The organism is Pseudarthrobacter sp. MEB009 (assembly GCF_030208875.1).
GTDB lineage: Bacteria > Actinomycetota > Actinomycetes > Actinomycetales > Micrococcaceae > Arthrobacter.
The window spans coordinates 75739-91894 of sequence record NZ_JARVTC010000005.1; the positions used below are offsets into that span (position 1 = coordinate 75739).

General features: G+C 67.2%; 12 protein-coding genes. 7 read left to right on the forward strand and 5 right to left on the reverse strand.

Going from position 1 to position 16156, the window contains the following annotated elements; translation table 11 throughout:
* The first annotated feature begins 12 nt into the window (after positions 1–12).
* From QRN07_RS04090 to QRN07_RS04105, 4 genes are read left to right on the forward strand one after another with little or no spacing between them, the layout of a single operon-like run.
* Entirely contained in the window at positions 13–975 is a 963-nt protein-coding gene (locus tag QRN07_RS04090) for an NAD-dependent epimerase/dehydratase family protein (RefSeq protein ID WP_285240387.1), read from the forward strand.
* Complete coding sequence (locus QRN07_RS04095; protein WP_056596458.1) at positions 972–1877, forward strand: 5-dehydro-4-deoxyglucarate dehydratase; 906 nt, start codon at positions 972–974, stop codon at positions 1875–1877. The genes QRN07_RS04090 and QRN07_RS04095 overlap by 4 nt, the downstream gene beginning before the upstream one ends.
* Entirely contained in the window at positions 1877–2986 is a 1110-nt protein-coding gene (locus QRN07_RS04100) for a mandelate racemase/muconate lactonizing enzyme family protein (RefSeq protein WP_056596460.1), read from the forward strand. The genes QRN07_RS04095 and QRN07_RS04100 overlap by 1 nt, the downstream gene beginning before the upstream one ends.
* Positions 2987–3032: 46 nt before the next feature.
* The gene (locus QRN07_RS04105; protein WP_050684353.1) at positions 3033–4484 is read left to right on the forward strand and encodes an aldehyde dehydrogenase (NADP(+)); all 1452 of its coding nucleotides are present in this window, start codon (positions 3033–3035) and stop codon (positions 4482–4484) included.
* 84 nt (positions 4485–4568) lie between these two features.
* Here QRN07_RS04105 and QRN07_RS04110 read toward each other — a convergent pair whose 3' ends face one another.
* Genes QRN07_RS04110 through QRN07_RS04125 form a run of 4 tightly spaced genes read right to left on the reverse strand, consistent with a single transcriptional unit; the run spans position 4569 to position 10263 of the window.
* Positions 4569–5702: a M24 family metallopeptidase gene (locus tag QRN07_RS04110; protein WP_056596463.1), complete on the reverse strand. Its 1134-nt coding sequence runs from the start codon at positions 5700–5702 to the stop codon at positions 4569–4571.
* On the reverse strand, positions 5699–7762 hold the full coding sequence (locus QRN07_RS04115) for a DUF6807 family protein (RefSeq protein ID WP_285240388.1): 2064 nt from the start codon (positions 7760–7762) through the stop codon (positions 5699–5701). The genes QRN07_RS04110 and QRN07_RS04115 overlap by 4 nt, the downstream gene beginning before the upstream one ends.
* Complete coding sequence (locus QRN07_RS04120) at positions 7759–8943, reverse strand: dienelactone hydrolase family protein (RefSeq protein ID WP_285240389.1); 1185 nt, start codon at positions 8941–8943, stop codon at positions 7759–7761. The genes QRN07_RS04115 and QRN07_RS04120 overlap by 4 nt, the downstream gene beginning before the upstream one ends.
* Positions 8944–8994: 51 nt before the next feature.
* Complete coding sequence (locus QRN07_RS04125) at positions 8995–10263, reverse strand: ABC transporter substrate-binding protein (protein ID WP_285240390.1); 1269 nt, start codon at positions 10261–10263, stop codon at positions 8995–8997.
* 380 nt (positions 10264–10643) lie between these two features.
* Between QRN07_RS04125 and QRN07_RS04130 the strand changes: the two genes are divergently transcribed.
* The 3 genes from QRN07_RS04130 to QRN07_RS04140 all read left to right on the forward strand — a co-directional run bounded on the left by QRN07_RS04130 (position 10644) and on the right by QRN07_RS04140 (position 14164).
* Positions 10644–11588: a carbohydrate ABC transporter permease gene (locus QRN07_RS04130; RefSeq protein WP_050684358.1), complete on the forward strand. Its 945-nt coding sequence runs from the start codon at positions 10644–10646 to the stop codon at positions 11586–11588.
* Positions 11578–12525, forward strand: coding sequence for a carbohydrate ABC transporter permease (locus QRN07_RS04135; protein ID WP_050684359.1), 948 nt, complete (start codon positions 11578–11580; stop codon positions 12523–12525). The genes QRN07_RS04130 and QRN07_RS04135 overlap by 11 nt, the downstream gene beginning before the upstream one ends.
* A 280-nt stretch (positions 12526–12805) precedes the next feature.
* The gene (locus QRN07_RS04140; protein ID WP_285240391.1) at positions 12806–14164 is read left to right on the forward strand and encodes an ABC transporter substrate-binding protein; all 1359 of its coding nucleotides are present in this window, start codon (positions 12806–12808) and stop codon (positions 14162–14164) included.
* Positions 14165–14307: 143 nt separating this feature from the next.
* On the opposite strand, the gene QRN07_RS04145 is transcribed toward QRN07_RS04140, so the two are convergent.
* Positions 14308–16053: an HNH endonuclease signature motif containing protein gene (locus tag QRN07_RS04145; RefSeq protein ID WP_285240392.1), complete on the reverse strand. Its 1746-nt coding sequence runs from the start codon at positions 16051–16053 to the stop codon at positions 14308–14310.
* Between the last annotated feature and the right edge of the window lie 103 nt (positions 16054–16156).

The window sequence follows — 16156 nt, forward strand, 5'->3', positions numbered from 1 at the left end:
GAAGGAACAACCATGAGCAGGATCTTTGTTACCGGCGGCTCCGGCCGGCTGGGCCGCAGTGTGGTGGGCGGGCTCGCAGCAGCCGGGCACCACGTCATCTCGGTGGACCGGGACGCCGTCCCGGCGGACCAGTTGCCGGCCGGCGTCGAACAGCAAACCGCCGACCTCCTGGCGCCGGGCGAAGCCGCCCGGCTGATCCGGGAAACCCGGCCCGACGCCGTCATCCACCTTGCGGCGATCGCTGTCCCGTTCAGCGCGCCGGAGGACGTCATTTTCGCAACCAACACCCGGCTCGCGTTTGCCGTTGTGTCGGCGGCAACGGACGCCGGCGTGCACAGGATCGTCACGGCCAGCAGCCCCACCGTGCTGGGCTACGGATCGCCGGCCGGCTGGTTGCCGGAGGCGTTCCCGCTGGATGAACGGACCGTCCCGAAGCCCTGGAACGCGTACGCCCTGTCCAAGCTGATCGCCGAACAGACAGTGCAGATGTTCGCTGCGGCCCAGGGCCAGGGGATCCGCTACGCGGCCTTCCGGCCCTGCTACGTGATCTCGCCCGAAGAGTGGGAAGGCGCGCCAACCCAGCAGGGTCACACGCTGGCCGAGCGGCTGGCGGACCCCGCGCTCTCCGCGCCTGCCCTGTTCAACTACGTGGACGCCCGGGACGTGGCTGACTTCCTGGACCTGCTGCTGGCAAAAATGGACACCATCCCCAACGGCGAAACCTTCTTTGTGGGCGCTGCCGATGCCCTGGCCGTTGCCCCGCTGGCGGAACTGATGCCGGCGTTCCTGCCCGGCAGCGAAGCCATCAGTGCCGGCCTCACCGGCACCAGCCCAGCCTTCTCCATCGCCAAGGCCCAGGACCTCCTGGGCTGGCAGCCCAAGCGCAGCTGGCGCACCGAACTCAAATCCAACATCCCCAACGAAGAGCCCGCCGCGCTGGTCAGCGCCGGCAGCGGCCCCAAGGAGACAGCATGAAATTCGACGGCGTACTTTTCTTTCCCGTCACCCCCTTCACGGCCGAAGGTGCCGTGGACACGGACCTGCTCAAGGAGCACATCAGCTCCCGGCTGCCTTTCGGCCCCGGCGCCGTTTTTCCCGCCTGCGGCACCGGTGAATACCACGCCCTGAGCCTCGAAGAGGTGGGCACCGTGGTGCGCGCCGCCGTCGAGGTTGTGGCCGGGAAGGTCCCCGTCGTTGCAGGCGCCGGCGGCCCGCTGGGCCACGCCCTGGCCTCGGCCCGGGTTGCCGAGGAAGCAGGCGCCGATGCGCTCCTGGTCCTGCCGCCTTACCTGGTGACAGGTCCCACCGACGGCCTGGTGGCCTACATCGAGGCCGTGGCGGACGCCAGCTCACTGCCGGTCATCGTCTACCACCGCGGCAACGCGAAATTCACGGCAGCGTCCATGGTGCGGCTTGCAGCCAACCCCAAGGTCATTGGCTTCAAGGACGGCCTGGGCGACGTGGGCCTGGCCCAGGAGATCGTCTCGGCGGTCCGCGCCACCGGCCGGGAGGACTTCGCGTTCTTCAACGGCCTGCTGACTGCGGAACTGACCCAGGGCGCCTACCGGGGCCTGGGCATTCCGCTCTACTCCTCCGCCGCGTTCGCCATGGCCCCTGAAATCGCCAAGGCCTACTATGACGCCTACATTAACGGTGACGAGGACCGGCGCAACGCCCTGCTGGCGGGCTTCTACGCGCCCCTGGTCCGGCTCCGCGACCAGACCCCCGGCTTCGGCGTCTCGCTGATCAAGGCCGGGCTCCGCCTGGCCGGGCTCCCCGTGGGCCCCGTCCGGCCACCGCTGACCGACCCCACCGAGGACCAGGTCCTGGAGCTCAAGGCCATCCTCGCCAAGGGCTACGAGCTGGCCGGCAGCTGATGAGCGCCCCCGCCGCCGGGGCGGTCCGCACCGCACCGAGGATCACCGGGCTCTCCACCCGGCTGATCACGGTGCCCCTGCGCCTGAGCTGGGGAGCGGACGCGCCGGAAAACCACGTGATTGTCACCGAACTCCACACGGACGACGGCGGCACCGGCCACGGTTTCTCCTGGACGCCAACCATCGGCCCGCACGCCGTCAAGGCGTTGCTGGACCACGACATTGCCCCGTTCATCACCGGGCTCCCGGCCCACCCCGAAACGGTGTGGGACGCCTTGTGGAAGCGGCTGCACGAAGCGGGCGGCGGCGGGCTCACCACCATCGCCATGGCCGGGGTGGACCTTGCCCTCTGGGACCTGCAGGCGCGGCAGGCCCACACCTCCGTTCCCGGCCTGCTGGGCCAGCGGCAGGAATCCGCCGAAGTTTACGGCTCCGGCGTCAACCTGCACTACACCCTTGACGAACTTGTGAACCAGGCCCGCCGCTGGGTCGCCGCCGGGCACCGGGCCGTCAAGGTCAAAGTGGGTAAGCCGGACGTGCGCGAAGACGCCGAACGCCTGGCAGCAGTGCGCTCCGTGCTGGGGCCGGACCGCAAACTCATGATCGACGCCAACCAGCGGTGGGACCTGCCCACCACCTTCAAAGCACTGGACGTTTTGGCTGAATTCGGCCTGGAGTGGCTGGAGGAACCCATCCGGGCCGACGACCTGTGGGCCTACCGCAGGCTCCGCAAGCATTCGCCGGTCCCTATCGCCCTTGGCGAAAACCTGCACACCATTTACCGGTTCCGCGATTTTATTGAAGCGGAAGCGGTGGACATCATCCAGCCCAACATCATCCGGGTAGGCGGCATCACGCCGTTCCGGCGGATTGTGGAACTGGCACGGACCAACAGCATCAAGGTGATGCCGCACCTGCTGCCCGAGCTTTCGGGGCAACTGGCGCTGACCCTGGCAGAGCCCACGCTGGTGGAGGATGTTGAACAGGCATCCTTTGAACAGCTGGGCATCCTGGCCGGACCGGCGCCGGTGACCTTCAGCGACAGCCGGGTGAGCCTGACGGACCAGCCCGGCCTGGGATTCAGCTTCCGGGATCCCTGGCAGCCCTGATCGATCCCGCAGCCACCACACCAGATACAAGGAACAGGTACCCAACGTGACTACTGCAACGCTTTCCCTGTCAGACCTCACCGCCGCAGCCACTACGGCGGCCAGGATTTCGGCCGCCGCCTCAGACGCGGAGCGGGCCGCCTGGCTCACGGCCGTGGCTGATGCACTGGATGCCAACTCCGCCGAACTGGTGGAGATCGCCGATTCCGAGACCCGCCTGGGTGTTCCGCGGCTCACCGGCGAGGTGGCCCGCACCTCCGGCCAGCTGCGCCTGTTTGCCAAGGTCATCACCGAGGGCTCCTACCTTGAAGCGGTCATCGACCACGCTGACCCGGCCGCCACGCCGCCCAAGCCGGACCTCCGCAGGCTGCTGAAGCCGATCGGCCCGGTGGCTGTTTTTGCTGCGTCCAACTTCCCGTTCGCGTTCTCCGTGGCCGGCGGCGACACTGCCTCTGCACTGGCGGTGGGTTCCTCAGTGATCGTCAAGGCGCACTCCGGCCACGTCCGGCTGTCCGAGCGGACCGCGGAGATCGTGACCGCAGCCCTGCTCGGTGCCGGCGCCCCTGAAGGCCTGTTTGCGCTGGTCAGCGGCCGCGAAGTGGGTACCGCGCTGGTCCAGGATCCCGCCATCAAGGCCGTGGGCTTCACCGGATCCATTCCCGGCGGGCGGGCGCTCTTTGACCTCGCCACCTCCCGGCCCGAACCCATCCCGTTCTACGGCGAGCTGGGCAGCCTGAACCCCGTGGTGGTCACCGCCGCCGCGTTGGAGAACCGCTCCGCCGCCCTCGCGGCTGGCCTTGCGGGTTCCTTCACCCTGGGCGCCGGCCAATTCTGCACCAAGCCGGGCCTGGTGTTCATTCCGGCCGGCACCACGTTTGCCGCCGACCTCGCCGAAGCCAGCAAGGACAAGCCTGCCCTGCCGATGCTGACCGGCAGGATCGCCGAGGCCTACCCGGGCGGCCTGCACAGCTTCGCTGCCGTCCCCGGCGTGGAGGTGGTCAGCGGCAGCGTTGACCAGGACGCCGCCGCCAACGGTGCAGCCCCGGTGATCTTCTCCACCACCGCAGCCCACGTGCTGGACCGCCCCGAAGAACTCCTCGAGGAGTGCTTCGGGCCCACCACCATGTTGATCGAGTACACCAACCAGGCAGAGCTGGCCGAGGTCCTCGCCAAGGTTCCCGGCAGCCTGACCGCCACGGTCCACGCCGAGCCCGGCGAAGACGTCGCTTCTGTGGTGGAACAGCTGGCCGGCCTGGCAGGACGCGTGCTGTTTGACGGCTGGCCCACCGGGGTGGCAGTCAACTGGGCGCAGCAGCACGGCGGCCCGTACCCGGCCACCACCTCACTGTTCACCTCGGTAGGGGCCACCGCGGTCCGCCGGTTCCAGCGTCCGGTGGCCTACCAGGATGCCCCCGAATCGGTGCTGCACCCCGCCCTGCAGGACGCCAACCCGCTGGGCATCCCGCGCCGCGTGGACGGCAAGCTGGTCCTGCCGTAACTCCAGGGACCTGCAGCAGGCTGCTTCATTCAACAGAAAACCCCGGGACGGATGTCCCGGGGTTTTCTGTCTGCCGGGCAGGCCCTACAGCTGCAGCGTGAGGGGCCGTGCCAGCCCGTTCACGGTGGCCGCGGGCCAGCGCGGATCAGCCGTGAGGACCTGGACGCCCGAGCCGGTCAGCTGGACCGTATCCTCGATCTTGACGCCGGGTCCTGACGGGTTCCACGTGAAGGGCTGGTCCTGGACCACGGTATCGGTGACAGCAGCCGTGACCCGCGGATCCCGGCCCGCGTAGCCGGCGGGGCCGCCCTGGTGATGCTGTTCCCACTGCTCGGCGCCGAAGCCGTGCCGGACATAGGCGGACTTGATCTCGGTAAAAACCCGGTCAAGGGTGGTGCCGGGGACGGTGGCGTCGAAGATGTCGGCTTCCACGGCCGCGATGCGGGCCTCGGCGTCGCGCTCGGCCGGACTGCCGGCGTCGAACCTGACCCACCGGGTGATGTTGGCAACCAGGCCGTCCCGGCGGGCGCACACCACGGCCATGGCGCGGCGGCCCAGCGGCGAGTGGGTGGCCAGCGGGTGCCGGAACTGGCTGCGGGCGCTGCCGTTGCAGAGCAGGACCAGGGGCTCCGCACCGGCGGCCACCACCCGCCCGGCCAGGGCTGAGGCGATGTCGAACTCCGTGGTGCGGGGTGTTGCGGTGGACAGGACGTCCGTCAGGATGACAGCCAGTTCGGCGCCCAGCCTGGCGTAGCGGTCGCTTTCCGCCGGCAGCAGCTGCTGCCTGGCGGCCCGGAGTTCCGCCGCGACATCAGCTTCGGCCAGGGGAGCTGAGCCGGGTGCCCCCAGGGCTGCCGCGGCCTCGTGCAGGCTTCCGTACCAGGGCGCCGTGTGGAGGGCGACGCCGGACGGCAGCTCCTCGGCGGCGATCCGGCCCGCTTCGTTGTTGAAGGTGACCAGGTGGTCGCCGTCGCGGTCCACCAGCATCGCGGCAACGGGGTCGCCGGCGAGGCTGATGTGGACGCGGCTGCCGTCCAGGTACCAGGTGAGGGCCGTGTGGGTGGAGAGCAGCAGGGAATCCCGGCCGGCCGCGTCCAGGATGTCCAGGACCCGGCGCCGTTTGATGGCCCGGTCCGCCGCGGAGGCAGGGGCAGCGCGCGTGCCGGACTCCGGTGCGGGTGGCTGCAGCTGGCCGGGGTTAACTGTTGTCTGGCTCATGTGAGGTCCCTTTGCTGCTTGATCAGTGCTTCGATGTCGGGGGTGCCCAGGATGCCGTCCGCCACCAGGACGGTGACGCGGCGCCGGACGGGATTGCCGGGGGTGGCGATAACCGGGGTGTCCCAGGCGAGTGACTGGCCCACCCCGGGGTAGCCGTCAACGCGGACGAACCACGGGTCCGTGGAGCCTGTTTCGGCGAGGAAGACCAGCGTGGCACCGGCCGCGGCACCGCCGTCGTCCGTGGTGAAGGACCCGGACCAGGCCAGCCAGGGCGCCACGCTGCCATGGACAGCGGACTCGCCCTCGCTGGCCGCGGTCCGGACGGAGGCGTCGGTGCAGGCGGGGAACCGCCAGAAGAAGCCGCCGTAGCCGCCTTCGTGGCGGCCGTTGGAGCCCGGGCTGCCCAGGCTCACGGGATGTCCGCCGGCGGGGGAGAGCGCGAAGTCCAGCCCCAGCTGCCACACGCCGGGCCCGACGCCGGACCAGGACCAGGTGCGTTCCTCCACCAGGACGGGGGTGCCGTCCGGGCCCTGCCAGGACAGGGTCTCCTGCAACGTTCCCGGCTTCCCGTCCGCTGCGTCGGTCTGCGCCGCGGCGGTCACCGTGATGCTGCCGTGGTCAGGACGCCAGACGTACTGGCCGGCTGCGCGCGTGTAGGTGCGGCCGCCCCAGAAGTTGATGCCGTCCACATCCTGGAGGGCCACGCCGGCGCCGAGGTGCCACACGTGGTCCAGCGGCTGGTGGTCCGTGACCACGGTGCCCGCAGCGGTCCGGACAGGGTGCAGGTAGGGCCGGGGTGAGGACACCGCACGGATGCGGCTGCCGTCCTGGTACCCGGCCACGGTGTGGCCGGACAGCTTCAGGGTTCGTGCGGGCGGCAGGGAGCGCGCCCAGGGGACGCCGAGTTCTGCAAACGTCGCCTGGGACTTGGCTGCCCGGTCAATGAGGCCGGCGATGCCGTGGACCACGGGATGGGCGTCGTCGCCTTCGCCCTCCCAGGTCAGGTGCGCGTCGGGGATGGCCTGCGGGTCCGGGGCGGTACGGATGGCTTCCAGGACAGCGGTGAACGCGCCGGTGTCTGCAAGGGAACTGAGGAGCGGAACGCCGGTGGCCCGGGCCGCGAGCAGGTTCTCCAGCAGGTCCGTCCGGGTGTGCTGCTGCCGTTCTTCGCCTTCCGGGGTGCTGATGACCACCTCGTCCCGGGTATAGAACAGGGTGATCTCGCCGCGGGTTCCGTGGATGGTGACGGAGGGGTCCAGTTGCGTGGGAGCGCACAGGGTCAAGGCGCACAGCAGGGTGGTGCCGGTGGCGGTGCGGACCCGGAGGACCGAGGTGTCGTCGCTTTCGGTGTGATGGGCCCGGTAAAGGTCAGCCTCCACCGAGACGACATCCGCCAGCGTGTGGGCCCCGGCCAGGTGCAGGCCCGTGGCCACGGCATGCGCCAGGGCGTTGGTGGCCACGCCGTCCACCACGTCAACGCCGCCCAGGTTCCGCTTCCCGGCCCAGCGGGAGCGTTTGAAGTATCCCTTGGTGCGGAGCCACTGGCCTGTGGCGCTCAGCCCCAGCACGTCACCGATGGTGCCCGCCGCGACGAGCTCCCGGATGGCCGGCAGCGCGGTGGAGCCGAGGCTCTGGAAGCCCACCTGGACGCGCCCGCCGGACGCCTCTGCGGCGGCCAGCATGTCCTGGAACCGGGCCAGCGATGCGGCCGGCGGCTTCTCCACGTAGACGTCCACCCCGGCCGCCAAGGCAGCGATGGCCAGGGGCGCATGGGTCTGGATGGGGGTGGCGAGGATGACCACGTCGGCGCCCGGTCCGTCGGCGAGCAGGGCGTCCAGGGTGGGGAACACGGCCACCGAACCGGCAAGTTTGCCTGGTTCGGGCGGGTTGGGGTCGGCGACGGCCACCAGTTCCAGGGCGCCGGCTGCTTCCAGCCGCGCGAGGTTTGCCAGGTGGCGCTCGCCGAAGCCGTGGACGCCTACAAGCGCGATGCGCGGAATGGCCGGCGGAGTGGCTGCTGCAGCCGGGGTGCCGTGTTCAGCGGTTGATTGCTGGGTCATGAATGGGGTCCTTGGGGGCTGGAGGGAATGCGGTGGGAGGCGTCGTCTGCAGGTAGCGGGGCGGTGGCGCCCAGGGTGCGGCCGAGGAATTCGAAGGCCTGGTCCTGCATGGCGGCCGTGAAAACGTGCCCGCCCGGCCAGAACGCTCCGGTGTACCTGTCCGCCGGGTGGAGGTTTTCGAGGATGGCGTGGGCCTGGCGCATGCCGGCTTCGGGAAACAACTGGTCGGCCAGCGCGTACTGGACCAGGAATGCCGCGGCAGGGGAGCGTGCGGTGAGTTCGGGCCAATCGCCCAGTTTCCACAGCCCGGGTGTCTGCAGCAGCCAGGAGTGGGCATCGAGGTAGGCGGGCAGCAGCGATTCGAAGGTAGTCATCATGCAGATGATGACCGAGGCGCGGATCGCCGGGGTGAGCGCAGCCAGTGCAAGGGACCGGCCGCCGCCACCCGAGAAACCCATGCAGCCAAGCCGGCCGGCGTCCACGCCTGGCAGGCCGGCCAGGATGTCCAGTGCGGCGAGATCGTCATGGGCCACCATCCCGGCCAGGCTGGTGCCCAGCAGGCCGGCCGTTTTGGCAACGGTGTCCTCGTGAATGCCCGCGGCAGCGTTGTACAGGTCAGCATCGGAGGGCACGACGCCGTCCTGCCGCCATTGCGCCCGCCTTGCCTCCAGCCCCGCCCCGGTCCGCCACGGCGGGGTGGACAGGTCGAAACCGCGGCTGCCCCAGGCGAACGAATCGTGGGCCAGGACAGCGAATCCCCGCCGGGCGGTTTCCGTGGCCAGTGCCTGTCCGTCGTACAGGCCGGCCCGGGCTGCGGCCGCCGACGGGTGGCTGTCCGGCAGCTCCACCAGCCGGTCCGCGCCACCGAACTTATTGCCGCCATGGCAGTGCAGCGCCAGTACCCCGGGGAGCTGGCCGGAACTGCCGGCCGGCCGGACCAGCCAGCCAGTGGTGCGGGGGCCAAAACCCAACTGCCAGCTGAGCTGGGAGGTGGTGACGCCGTCGTGCTCTTCTTCCCACTGCACTTCCACCTGCGGCGCTGCCGACGCGCCGGGAACCCCCAGCGCGTCGGCGAACTCCTGCGAAGCCGGCGTTCCGGCCCGGTACCGCGGATGGGCCCGGACATAGGCAGGCCAGTCCTCGTAGGCGGCAATCGCGCTGGGCCGCACTGTGTTGTTCACGAAACTGCCTCCGGACTGTGGTTGATGTGCACTGGCGATACGTGGGGCCGGTCAGCCCAGGTTCTGGTTGACCTCGGAAATCATGGCCTTGGCGGCCTCCTGTGGGGAGACCTTCCCGAACAATACGTCCGTGTTGTACCGGTTCAGTACTTCCAGCGTGGCGGACGAGCCTGCGGGGAACGGCAGGGGAGCGGACACATTGAGCTCCGCGATGCGGTCAAGATAGCCCGCCTCCTTCTGCTGTGCGTCCTTCAACAGCGGCAGGATTCCGGCTTTGAGCTCGGTGTTGGCCGGCATGCCGCGGTCGCTCTTGATCTTGGTGGCAGCGTCCATGTTGTTGACCAGGTAGTTGATGAACAACGCTGCTTCCTTGGACTGGGCGGACTTGCCGGAGATGGCGTATTCCATGGAGGAACGGAGCCACGCGCCGGGCTGCTTGCTCTCGCCGGGCATCTTCATCATGACCAGCGGCGCACCGGAGTAGGACGTCATCTGGTTGCTCCAGGAAATCTTCATGGCCTGCTTCCCCTGGCCCATGAGGGTCAGTTCGGGCTGGGCCGAGCCGTCCTCCACGGTCTGGGATGCTGACGGTGCCCCGCCGGTGTCCATCAGCTTCTTGTTGAGCTCGAACCAGCGGGCCAGGGTGTCCTCGCTGATGCCCATTTTTTTGCCGTCGTCGGTGTAAAGGGTTTCGTTGTTCTGGCGCGCCCAAACGGCAAGGAACGAATCGTTGGACATCGGCGTGGTGCCGAAGGTGCCGGCCGGTGACTTGCTGGCCACTTCGGCCGCGATGTCCACGTAGTCGTCCCAGGTCCAGGTCTCGTCATCCGGCAACGGCACACCGGCGGCCTCGAAGACCACCGGATCGATGACCATGGACATGGAGTTCACACCCGCGGTGATGGTGTACTGCTTGCCGTCGATCTTGCCCAGATCCACGGTACCTTCGGCGAACTTGGACGTATCCAGCTGCTCGCTGACGGTGCCGAGGTCCAGCAGCACCCCCCGGCTGGCGTATTCGCTGGGGTAGGAGCCGCTCATGGCAAAAACATCAGGGGTGGTGCCACCGGCGATCTGGGTGGCCATCTTGTCCCAGTAGGAGCTGAACTCGGTGTTTTCGCCCTGGACCTTAATGGTGGGGTTGGCGGCCTCGAAGTCCTTGATCACGTCCAGGGTGGTCTTGGCACGGGAGTCGTTGCCCCACCAGGCGAACCGGATGGTGACCGGATCCTCCACGGTTCCCACCTTTCCGGCCTGCGGGCTGCTGCCGCAACCTGTCAGGACCATTGCCAGTGCCGCCGTCGCCCCGGCAACCCCCATTACAGATCTATTAAGACGAAACCGCATTGTCCTGCCCCTTTGCTTGTGTGATCTAGTGTTGAGTGACGCCCAGCACAGAAAACGTTTTCTCAAAAACTAACAAAGGGCTATACAGGAGTCAAGAAAGCGTTTACTTTGGTACGGAGCCGCTTTTTCGACAGCACCACTCCTGCAGCGCAGGGCCACCCGTTTTCCGGTACACGGATGCAGCGGGCCCGGCAGCAGGAGGTGCCGAACTTATCGCCCTCGGCGATTATCACCTACGTGGAGGCCACGATGACCAAAGGAGACCACATGGCCGCGAAGCACATACCCAGGACACCGCGCCCGGCAGGAATGCCGGCAGCAGCGGTCCTGATGACAGGGACGGAGTCCCCGCAATGAGCGCCATGAGCGAGCTCAGCTCCATCAGCCGGCGGAAGGGCAAGATCACCGCCGAGGAAAAGAAGGCCAACGGCCGGGACAACAAGGCCGCGTACATCTTCCTACTGCCGTGGCTGGTGGGCCTCGTGGCCATCACCATCGGCCCCATGCTGATGTCCCTCTACCTGTCCTTCACGGACTACAACCTGCTCCAGCCGCCGGAATGGACCGGCCTGGAGAACTTCACCCGGATGCTGACCGACGCGCGCCTGCACAACTCGCTGGGTGTCACGTTCACCTACGTGTTCATCGGCGTTCCGCTGCAGCTGGCGGTGGCCCTGCTCATCGCGCTGGTGCTGGACAAGGGCCTGCGCGGCCTGCCGTTCTACCGCTCCATTTTCTACTTGCCGTCGCTGCTGGGCGGTTCGGTGGCTGTTGCCATCCTCTGGAAGCAGATCTTTGGCACCACAGGCTTGGTCAACCAGGTCCTGGCGATGTTCGGCATCCAGGGGCCGGGCTGGATCTCGGATCCCAGCACGGCGCTTGGCTCCATCATCCTGCTGCACGTCTGGACTTTCGGCGCCCCCATGATCATCTTCCTGGCCGGCCTCCGGCAGATCCCGGTGATGTACTACGAGGCAGCCAAGGTTGACGGCGCGTCCACCCTCCAGCAGTTCTGGCGGATCACCCTGCCGATGCTGAGCCCCATCATCTTCTTCAACCTGGTGCTGCAGATCATCGGATCCTTCCAGTCGTTCACCCAGGCGTTCATCGTCTCGGGCGGCAATGGCGGACCCTCCGACTCCACCATGTTCTTCACGCTCTACCTCTACCAAAAGGGATTCGGCCAGTTCGACATGGGCTACGCCTCGGCCATGGCATGGTTCCTGCTGGTCATCATCGGTGTATTCACCGCCATCAACTTCATCGCTTCTAAGTATTGGGTTTTCTATGACGACTAAGCTGGAGACGCTGCCCACCCCGGAGAAGAAGTCCGGAGGCGCCGGCAAGCCTACGAACAACCGCAAGGCCCGAGTCCGCGAGTCCAGGGGAACCCTGGCGTTCAGCCGGGCCCAGCGCACCAAGGCGCTGACGAAGCATGCCATCCTCATCCTGGCCGGCGGCCTGATGATCTATCCGCTGCTGTGGATGGTGGTGTCCTCCCTGCGGCCCAACGAACTCATTTTCCGCGACCCCGGCCTGTGGCTGAGCAGCCTGGAAATGTCCAACTACACGGACGGCTGGTCCGCCCTGACCCACCCGTTCGGCCACTACATGCTCAACTCCGCCATCGTGGTGATCGGCTCCATCCTGGGCAACCTGATCTCCTGCTCCATGGCCGCCTACGCGTTTGCCCGGCTGCAGTTCACCGGCAAGAAGCTGTTCTTTGGCATCATGCTGCTGACCATCATGCTGCCGTTCCACGTGGTGATCGTCCCGCAGTACATCCTGTTCTCGCAGATCGGCTGGGTTAACACCTTCTGGCCGCTGCTGGTTCCCAAGCTGCTTGCCACGGATGCGTTCTTCGTGTTCCTGATGGTCCAGTTCATCCGCGGCATCCCCAAGGACCTGGACGAGGCGGCCCGGATCGACGGTGCCGGACACCCGCGGATCTTCCTCCGCGTGATCCTGCCGCTGATGGTGCCGGCCCTGGCCACCACCACCATCTTCACCTTCATCTGGACCTGGAACGACTTCTTCGGCGCCCTGATCTACCTCACGGACCCGGACATGTTCACCGTTCCCGTGGCGCTGCGGGCCTTCGTTGACTCGCAGTCCGCCACGAGCTGGGGATCACTGTTCGCCATGTCCATCGTCTCGCTCCTGCCCGTGTTCCTGGTGTTCCTCTTTGGCCAGCGCTTCCTCATCAAGGGCATTGCCACCACCGGCATCAAATAGGCCTGCTGCCCCGCAGCACCAGCCCTCCCGCAAGCGGGCGGCCCGTCGATCCGGCGGGCCGTCCGCTTGTCCGCTGTCCGGATGACGCCGCTCCCGGGACTTTCCGGTCGCGTTACCGGGCTGCCGGGCCGGCCGGAAAATTGCCGTGAAAACGTCTTGTAATACAAGTTAGCCACTTGTACTATTAGGTCCAGTAAACGTTTTCGCAGTAACCCGGCGGCTCACGCCCAACATCCCGCATCAATCCCCAGCACCAGATCAACGAAGATCGGAGTTACCAGTGCAGCTCTTTTCCCGCACTGCGCCGGCCGCCAAAAAGGCAGCAGCCGCACCATCCCACGGCGCTCCCCGCCGAATCCGCAAGACGGCCCTGGTGGCCGCGGCCGCAGCCGCCGTCATGGCGCTCAGTGCCTGCGGCGGAGGCTCGGCACCGCAAAGTGCCGACGGAACCGTGGAACTTCGGTTCTCCTGGTGGGGCGGCGACAAGCGCGCCCAGCTGACTCAGGACGCGATCGCCAAGTTCGAAGCCGAAAACCCCAAGATCAAGATCAAGCCCGAATACGGCGACTGGAGCGGATACTGGGACAAGCTGGCCACCCAGGTGGCAGCGAACGACGCCCCGGACATCATCCAGATGGACGAAAAGTACATCACGGAGTACTCCAGCCGCGGCGCCCTGCTTGACCTGTCCAAGTACGACATCGACACTGCCAAGTTTGATGAGGCAGCCCTCAACGCAGGCAAGAGCGAAGACGGCCTGACCGGCATCGCCGCCGGCATCAACGCCGCCACCATCCTGGCCAACCCCAAGGTCTTCGAAGCCGCCGGCGTTGCCCTGCCGGATGATGCCACCTGGACCTGGGCCGACTTTGAGCGCATCGCGGCTGAGATCACGGAGAAGTCGCCCAAGGGCACCTACGGCGCTGCGGCCTACGGCACCGACGAAGCGTCGCTGGGTGTCTGGCTCCGCCAGGACGGAAAGTCCCTTTACACCTCCGACGGCAAGCTGGGGTTTGAACCCCAGGACATTGCACAATGGTGGGCTTTCCTGAAGGACATGAGCAAAAAGAAGGCTGTCCCTTCAGCCTCCGAGGTAGTCGAAGCCGAAGCTGCGGCCCTGGACCAGAGCGGCCTCGCCACCGGCAAAAACGGCATGGCCTTCTGGTGGTCCAACCAGGCCCCGGCTTTGGAAAAGGCTTCGGGCAGCGACCTGAAGATCCTGCGCTTCCCCACCAACACCGGTAAGGCCGACGACGCCGGCCTCTGGTACAAGGCATCCCAGTTCTGGTCCGCGTCCTCCCGGACCAAGCACCCTGAAGAGACCGCCAAGTTCATCAACTTCCTGGCCAACAACGTCAAGGCCGGCGAATCGCTCCTGGCCGACCGCGGCGTCTACCCCAACACCGACGTCCGGGCAGCAATCGAGCCCAAGCTAACGCCTGCCGACGTCAAGGTGGTCAAGTTCATCGACCAGATCAAGGACGAGCTGGGCGAGGCTCCGGCACCGCCGCCGAAGGGCGCCGGCGCCATCCAGGAGATCATCAAGCGCTACACCTCGGAGGTCCTCTTCGAACGGTTGTCCCCTGAGGACGCCGGCAAGAAGGCATCCGACGAAATGAAGTCAGCCATCAGCAACTAGGCTTCAGTTACAACACCCCGGCCCCGGCAGGAACTCCACGGTTCCTGCCGGGGCCGGGGTGTTTTGCGTCGTTTCTGATCGGATGCCGCCTGCCGCGCTTCGGGTTTCAGCCATGACGCCAGGCCGCTCCGATCGATGCGGGTTTATGTCTGGTGGTGGTTTCGCTGTGGCTTTTGGCGCGGGTCAATGTGCGGTGGCGGAATGAACCAGGGGACGCCGTTTGTGACGTGTACCTGCCATTGCTCCTTGTGGATGAGGTGGTGGTGGCTGGTGCAGAGAAGGGTGCCGTTATCGGTGTTGGTGGGTCCACCGTGTGACCAGTAGGAAATGTGGTGGGCTTCGCACCAGGGGGCGGGGATGGTGCAGTTGGGGAAGGCGCAGCCGTGGTCGCGGGCGGTGATGGCTTTGCGGATGTGGGGTGGGAAAATCCGGGTGGTCCGGCCGATGTCGAGGATGCGTCCTGCGCTGCCGAGGAGGATGGGGATGATGTCGGCGTCGCAGGCGATTTCGCGGACGGTCGCAGGGGTGACGGGTCCAGTGAACGCAAACGATCCGGCGCCCGGGATGCTACCGGGGTCCGGGACCGGGCGGCCGCCGGTTGTGGACGTGCCGTAGCCGTAACGGGGTCCTTTGGCGGTGGTTTGTTCCAGACGGTTCAGGAGGTCACGGTAATCGATGGTGACCAGGACCTGGGGGCGGAGTCCTCCGGCGCTGGGGAGGTTGCCGGAGGTGAGGGCTGTTTTACAGGCCCCGACCAGGCCGTCGAGGAGTTGCTGGGCGCGGGTCCGCCGGTCCAGGTTGAGATCCGGGTCCACAGTGGCTGTGGCCGAACCGGTATGTCCGGGTTCACTGCCGATACCCGCGTTCCCAGCGTCGTATGCCCCATCGGAGTCGTTTGCGTTGGTGGTCCTGGGGTTGGTGGCCGTACTCATGGCGGTGAGGAGACATTCGTATTGGGCGGGTGTGGCGAAAATATCCAGGCGGTTCAGTCCACGGCGGGCGGGCCGGATGAAGACTCCTTGCCGCTGGCGCAGCTCGTGTTCACTGGGTTCGGTGCCGTCGGCGTCGATCGCTTCGGTCCAGTGCCGGGCGATGCGGGCCAGGAAGTCGGCGTCGTTGTTGGCGGCTGCCTGCGTGAGGGCGTGCTCCATCCGGGTGGTCACGTCTTCGGTGACATGGTGGCTGACGTGGTCCAGGGCCAGGGTAATGATGGTCGCAGGGCGGGAGGCGACGGACCCGGTGGTAAGTGCGGCAGCGAGCTGCGGGCGTGCCGGTGCTTGGGTGTAGCCGGTGAGCCCCGACTGGGGCAGTACCGCGGCGGCAAGACTTATACGACGATGTGCTTCGGCGACGGGAATCCGGAGCCGGACGCGGAGGAACTCGGCGGTGTTTTTACACCCGTCATCAGCCGGTGAACCCATGGCCCTATCGGGGGAGGCCTGGGCTGTGGCGGCAGTAAATGCTGCGTCGCCCAGGCCGGCAGGGTCGGGACTGCCATGGGGCCAGGACGGGTCGCTCCCAGCAACGTCAGCGGAGCTGCCGGTGGTGTTGTCCCAGCCGGTGATCCAGGTCCGGCCCGTCCCGGTGCGGCTGGCGTCTGCGATGGCCTGCGCGCGGGTGCGGTCCACGGCGGAGGCGGCGAGGATCTGCACGTACTCCAGAGTCCGGGATATCTCCTCAATCTGGCTTGCGTATTCGGCTGCCTCGGCGAAGGTGGCAAGTGCCAGCTGGCCCGGCCCAGCCGCGGCGACCGCCTGCAGCGCAGTGAGCGCTTTTGCGACGCCGGCCTCATCCGTGCTGCAGGAGGAGCTCCCTAAAGTCGGACCAGCGCCGCACGGAAGCGCGGCGTTTGCGCCGTGCCCTGTGTGCTGAACCTTGGAAGCGTCCATAAGAAAATTCTCTCAAGGGGGTACGACATTTAAGGGCCTGCCCGGGCGCCGGGCAGTCACGGTGCCGGCGCGGCGAGCCGTTTCTGCCGGCGCAAGGCACGGC

What these genes read in the sequence shown, in the direction of transcription:
- QRN07_RS04135 (WP_050684359.1), top strand. Translation starts at nt 11,578, where the DNA reads ATGACGACTAAGCTGGAGACGCTGCCCACCCCGGAGAAGAAGTCCGGA.
- QRN07_RS04110 (WP_056596463.1), bottom strand. Translation starts at nt 5,702, where the DNA reads ATGAGCCAGACAACAGTTAACCCCGGCCAGCTGCAGCCACCCGCACCG.
- QRN07_RS04130 (WP_050684358.1), top strand. Translation starts at nt 10,644, where the DNA reads ATGAGCGCCATGAGCGAGCTCAGCTCCATCAGCCGGCGGAAGGGCAAG.
- QRN07_RS04100 (WP_056596460.1), top strand. Translation starts at nt 1,877, where the DNA reads ATGAGCGCCCCCGCCGCCGGGGCGGTCCGCACCGCACCGAGGATCACC.
- QRN07_RS04090 (WP_285240387.1), top strand. Translation starts at nt 13, where the DNA reads ATGAGCAGGATCTTTGTTACCGGCGGCTCCGGCCGGCTGGGCCGCAGT.
- QRN07_RS04145 (WP_285240392.1), bottom strand. Translation starts at nt 16,053, where the DNA reads ATGGACGCTTCCAAGGTTCAGCACACAGGGCACGGCGCAAACGCCGCG.
- QRN07_RS04125 (WP_285240390.1), bottom strand. Translation starts at nt 10,263, where the DNA reads ATGGGGGTTGCCGGGGCGACGGCGGCACTGGCAATGGTCCTGACAGGT.
- QRN07_RS04095 (WP_056596458.1), top strand. Translation starts at nt 972, where the DNA reads ATGAAATTCGACGGCGTACTTTTCTTTCCCGTCACCCCCTTCACGGCC.
- QRN07_RS04115 (WP_285240388.1), bottom strand. Translation starts at nt 7,762, where the DNA reads ATGACCCAGCAATCAACCGCTGAACACGGCACCCCGGCTGCAGCAGCC.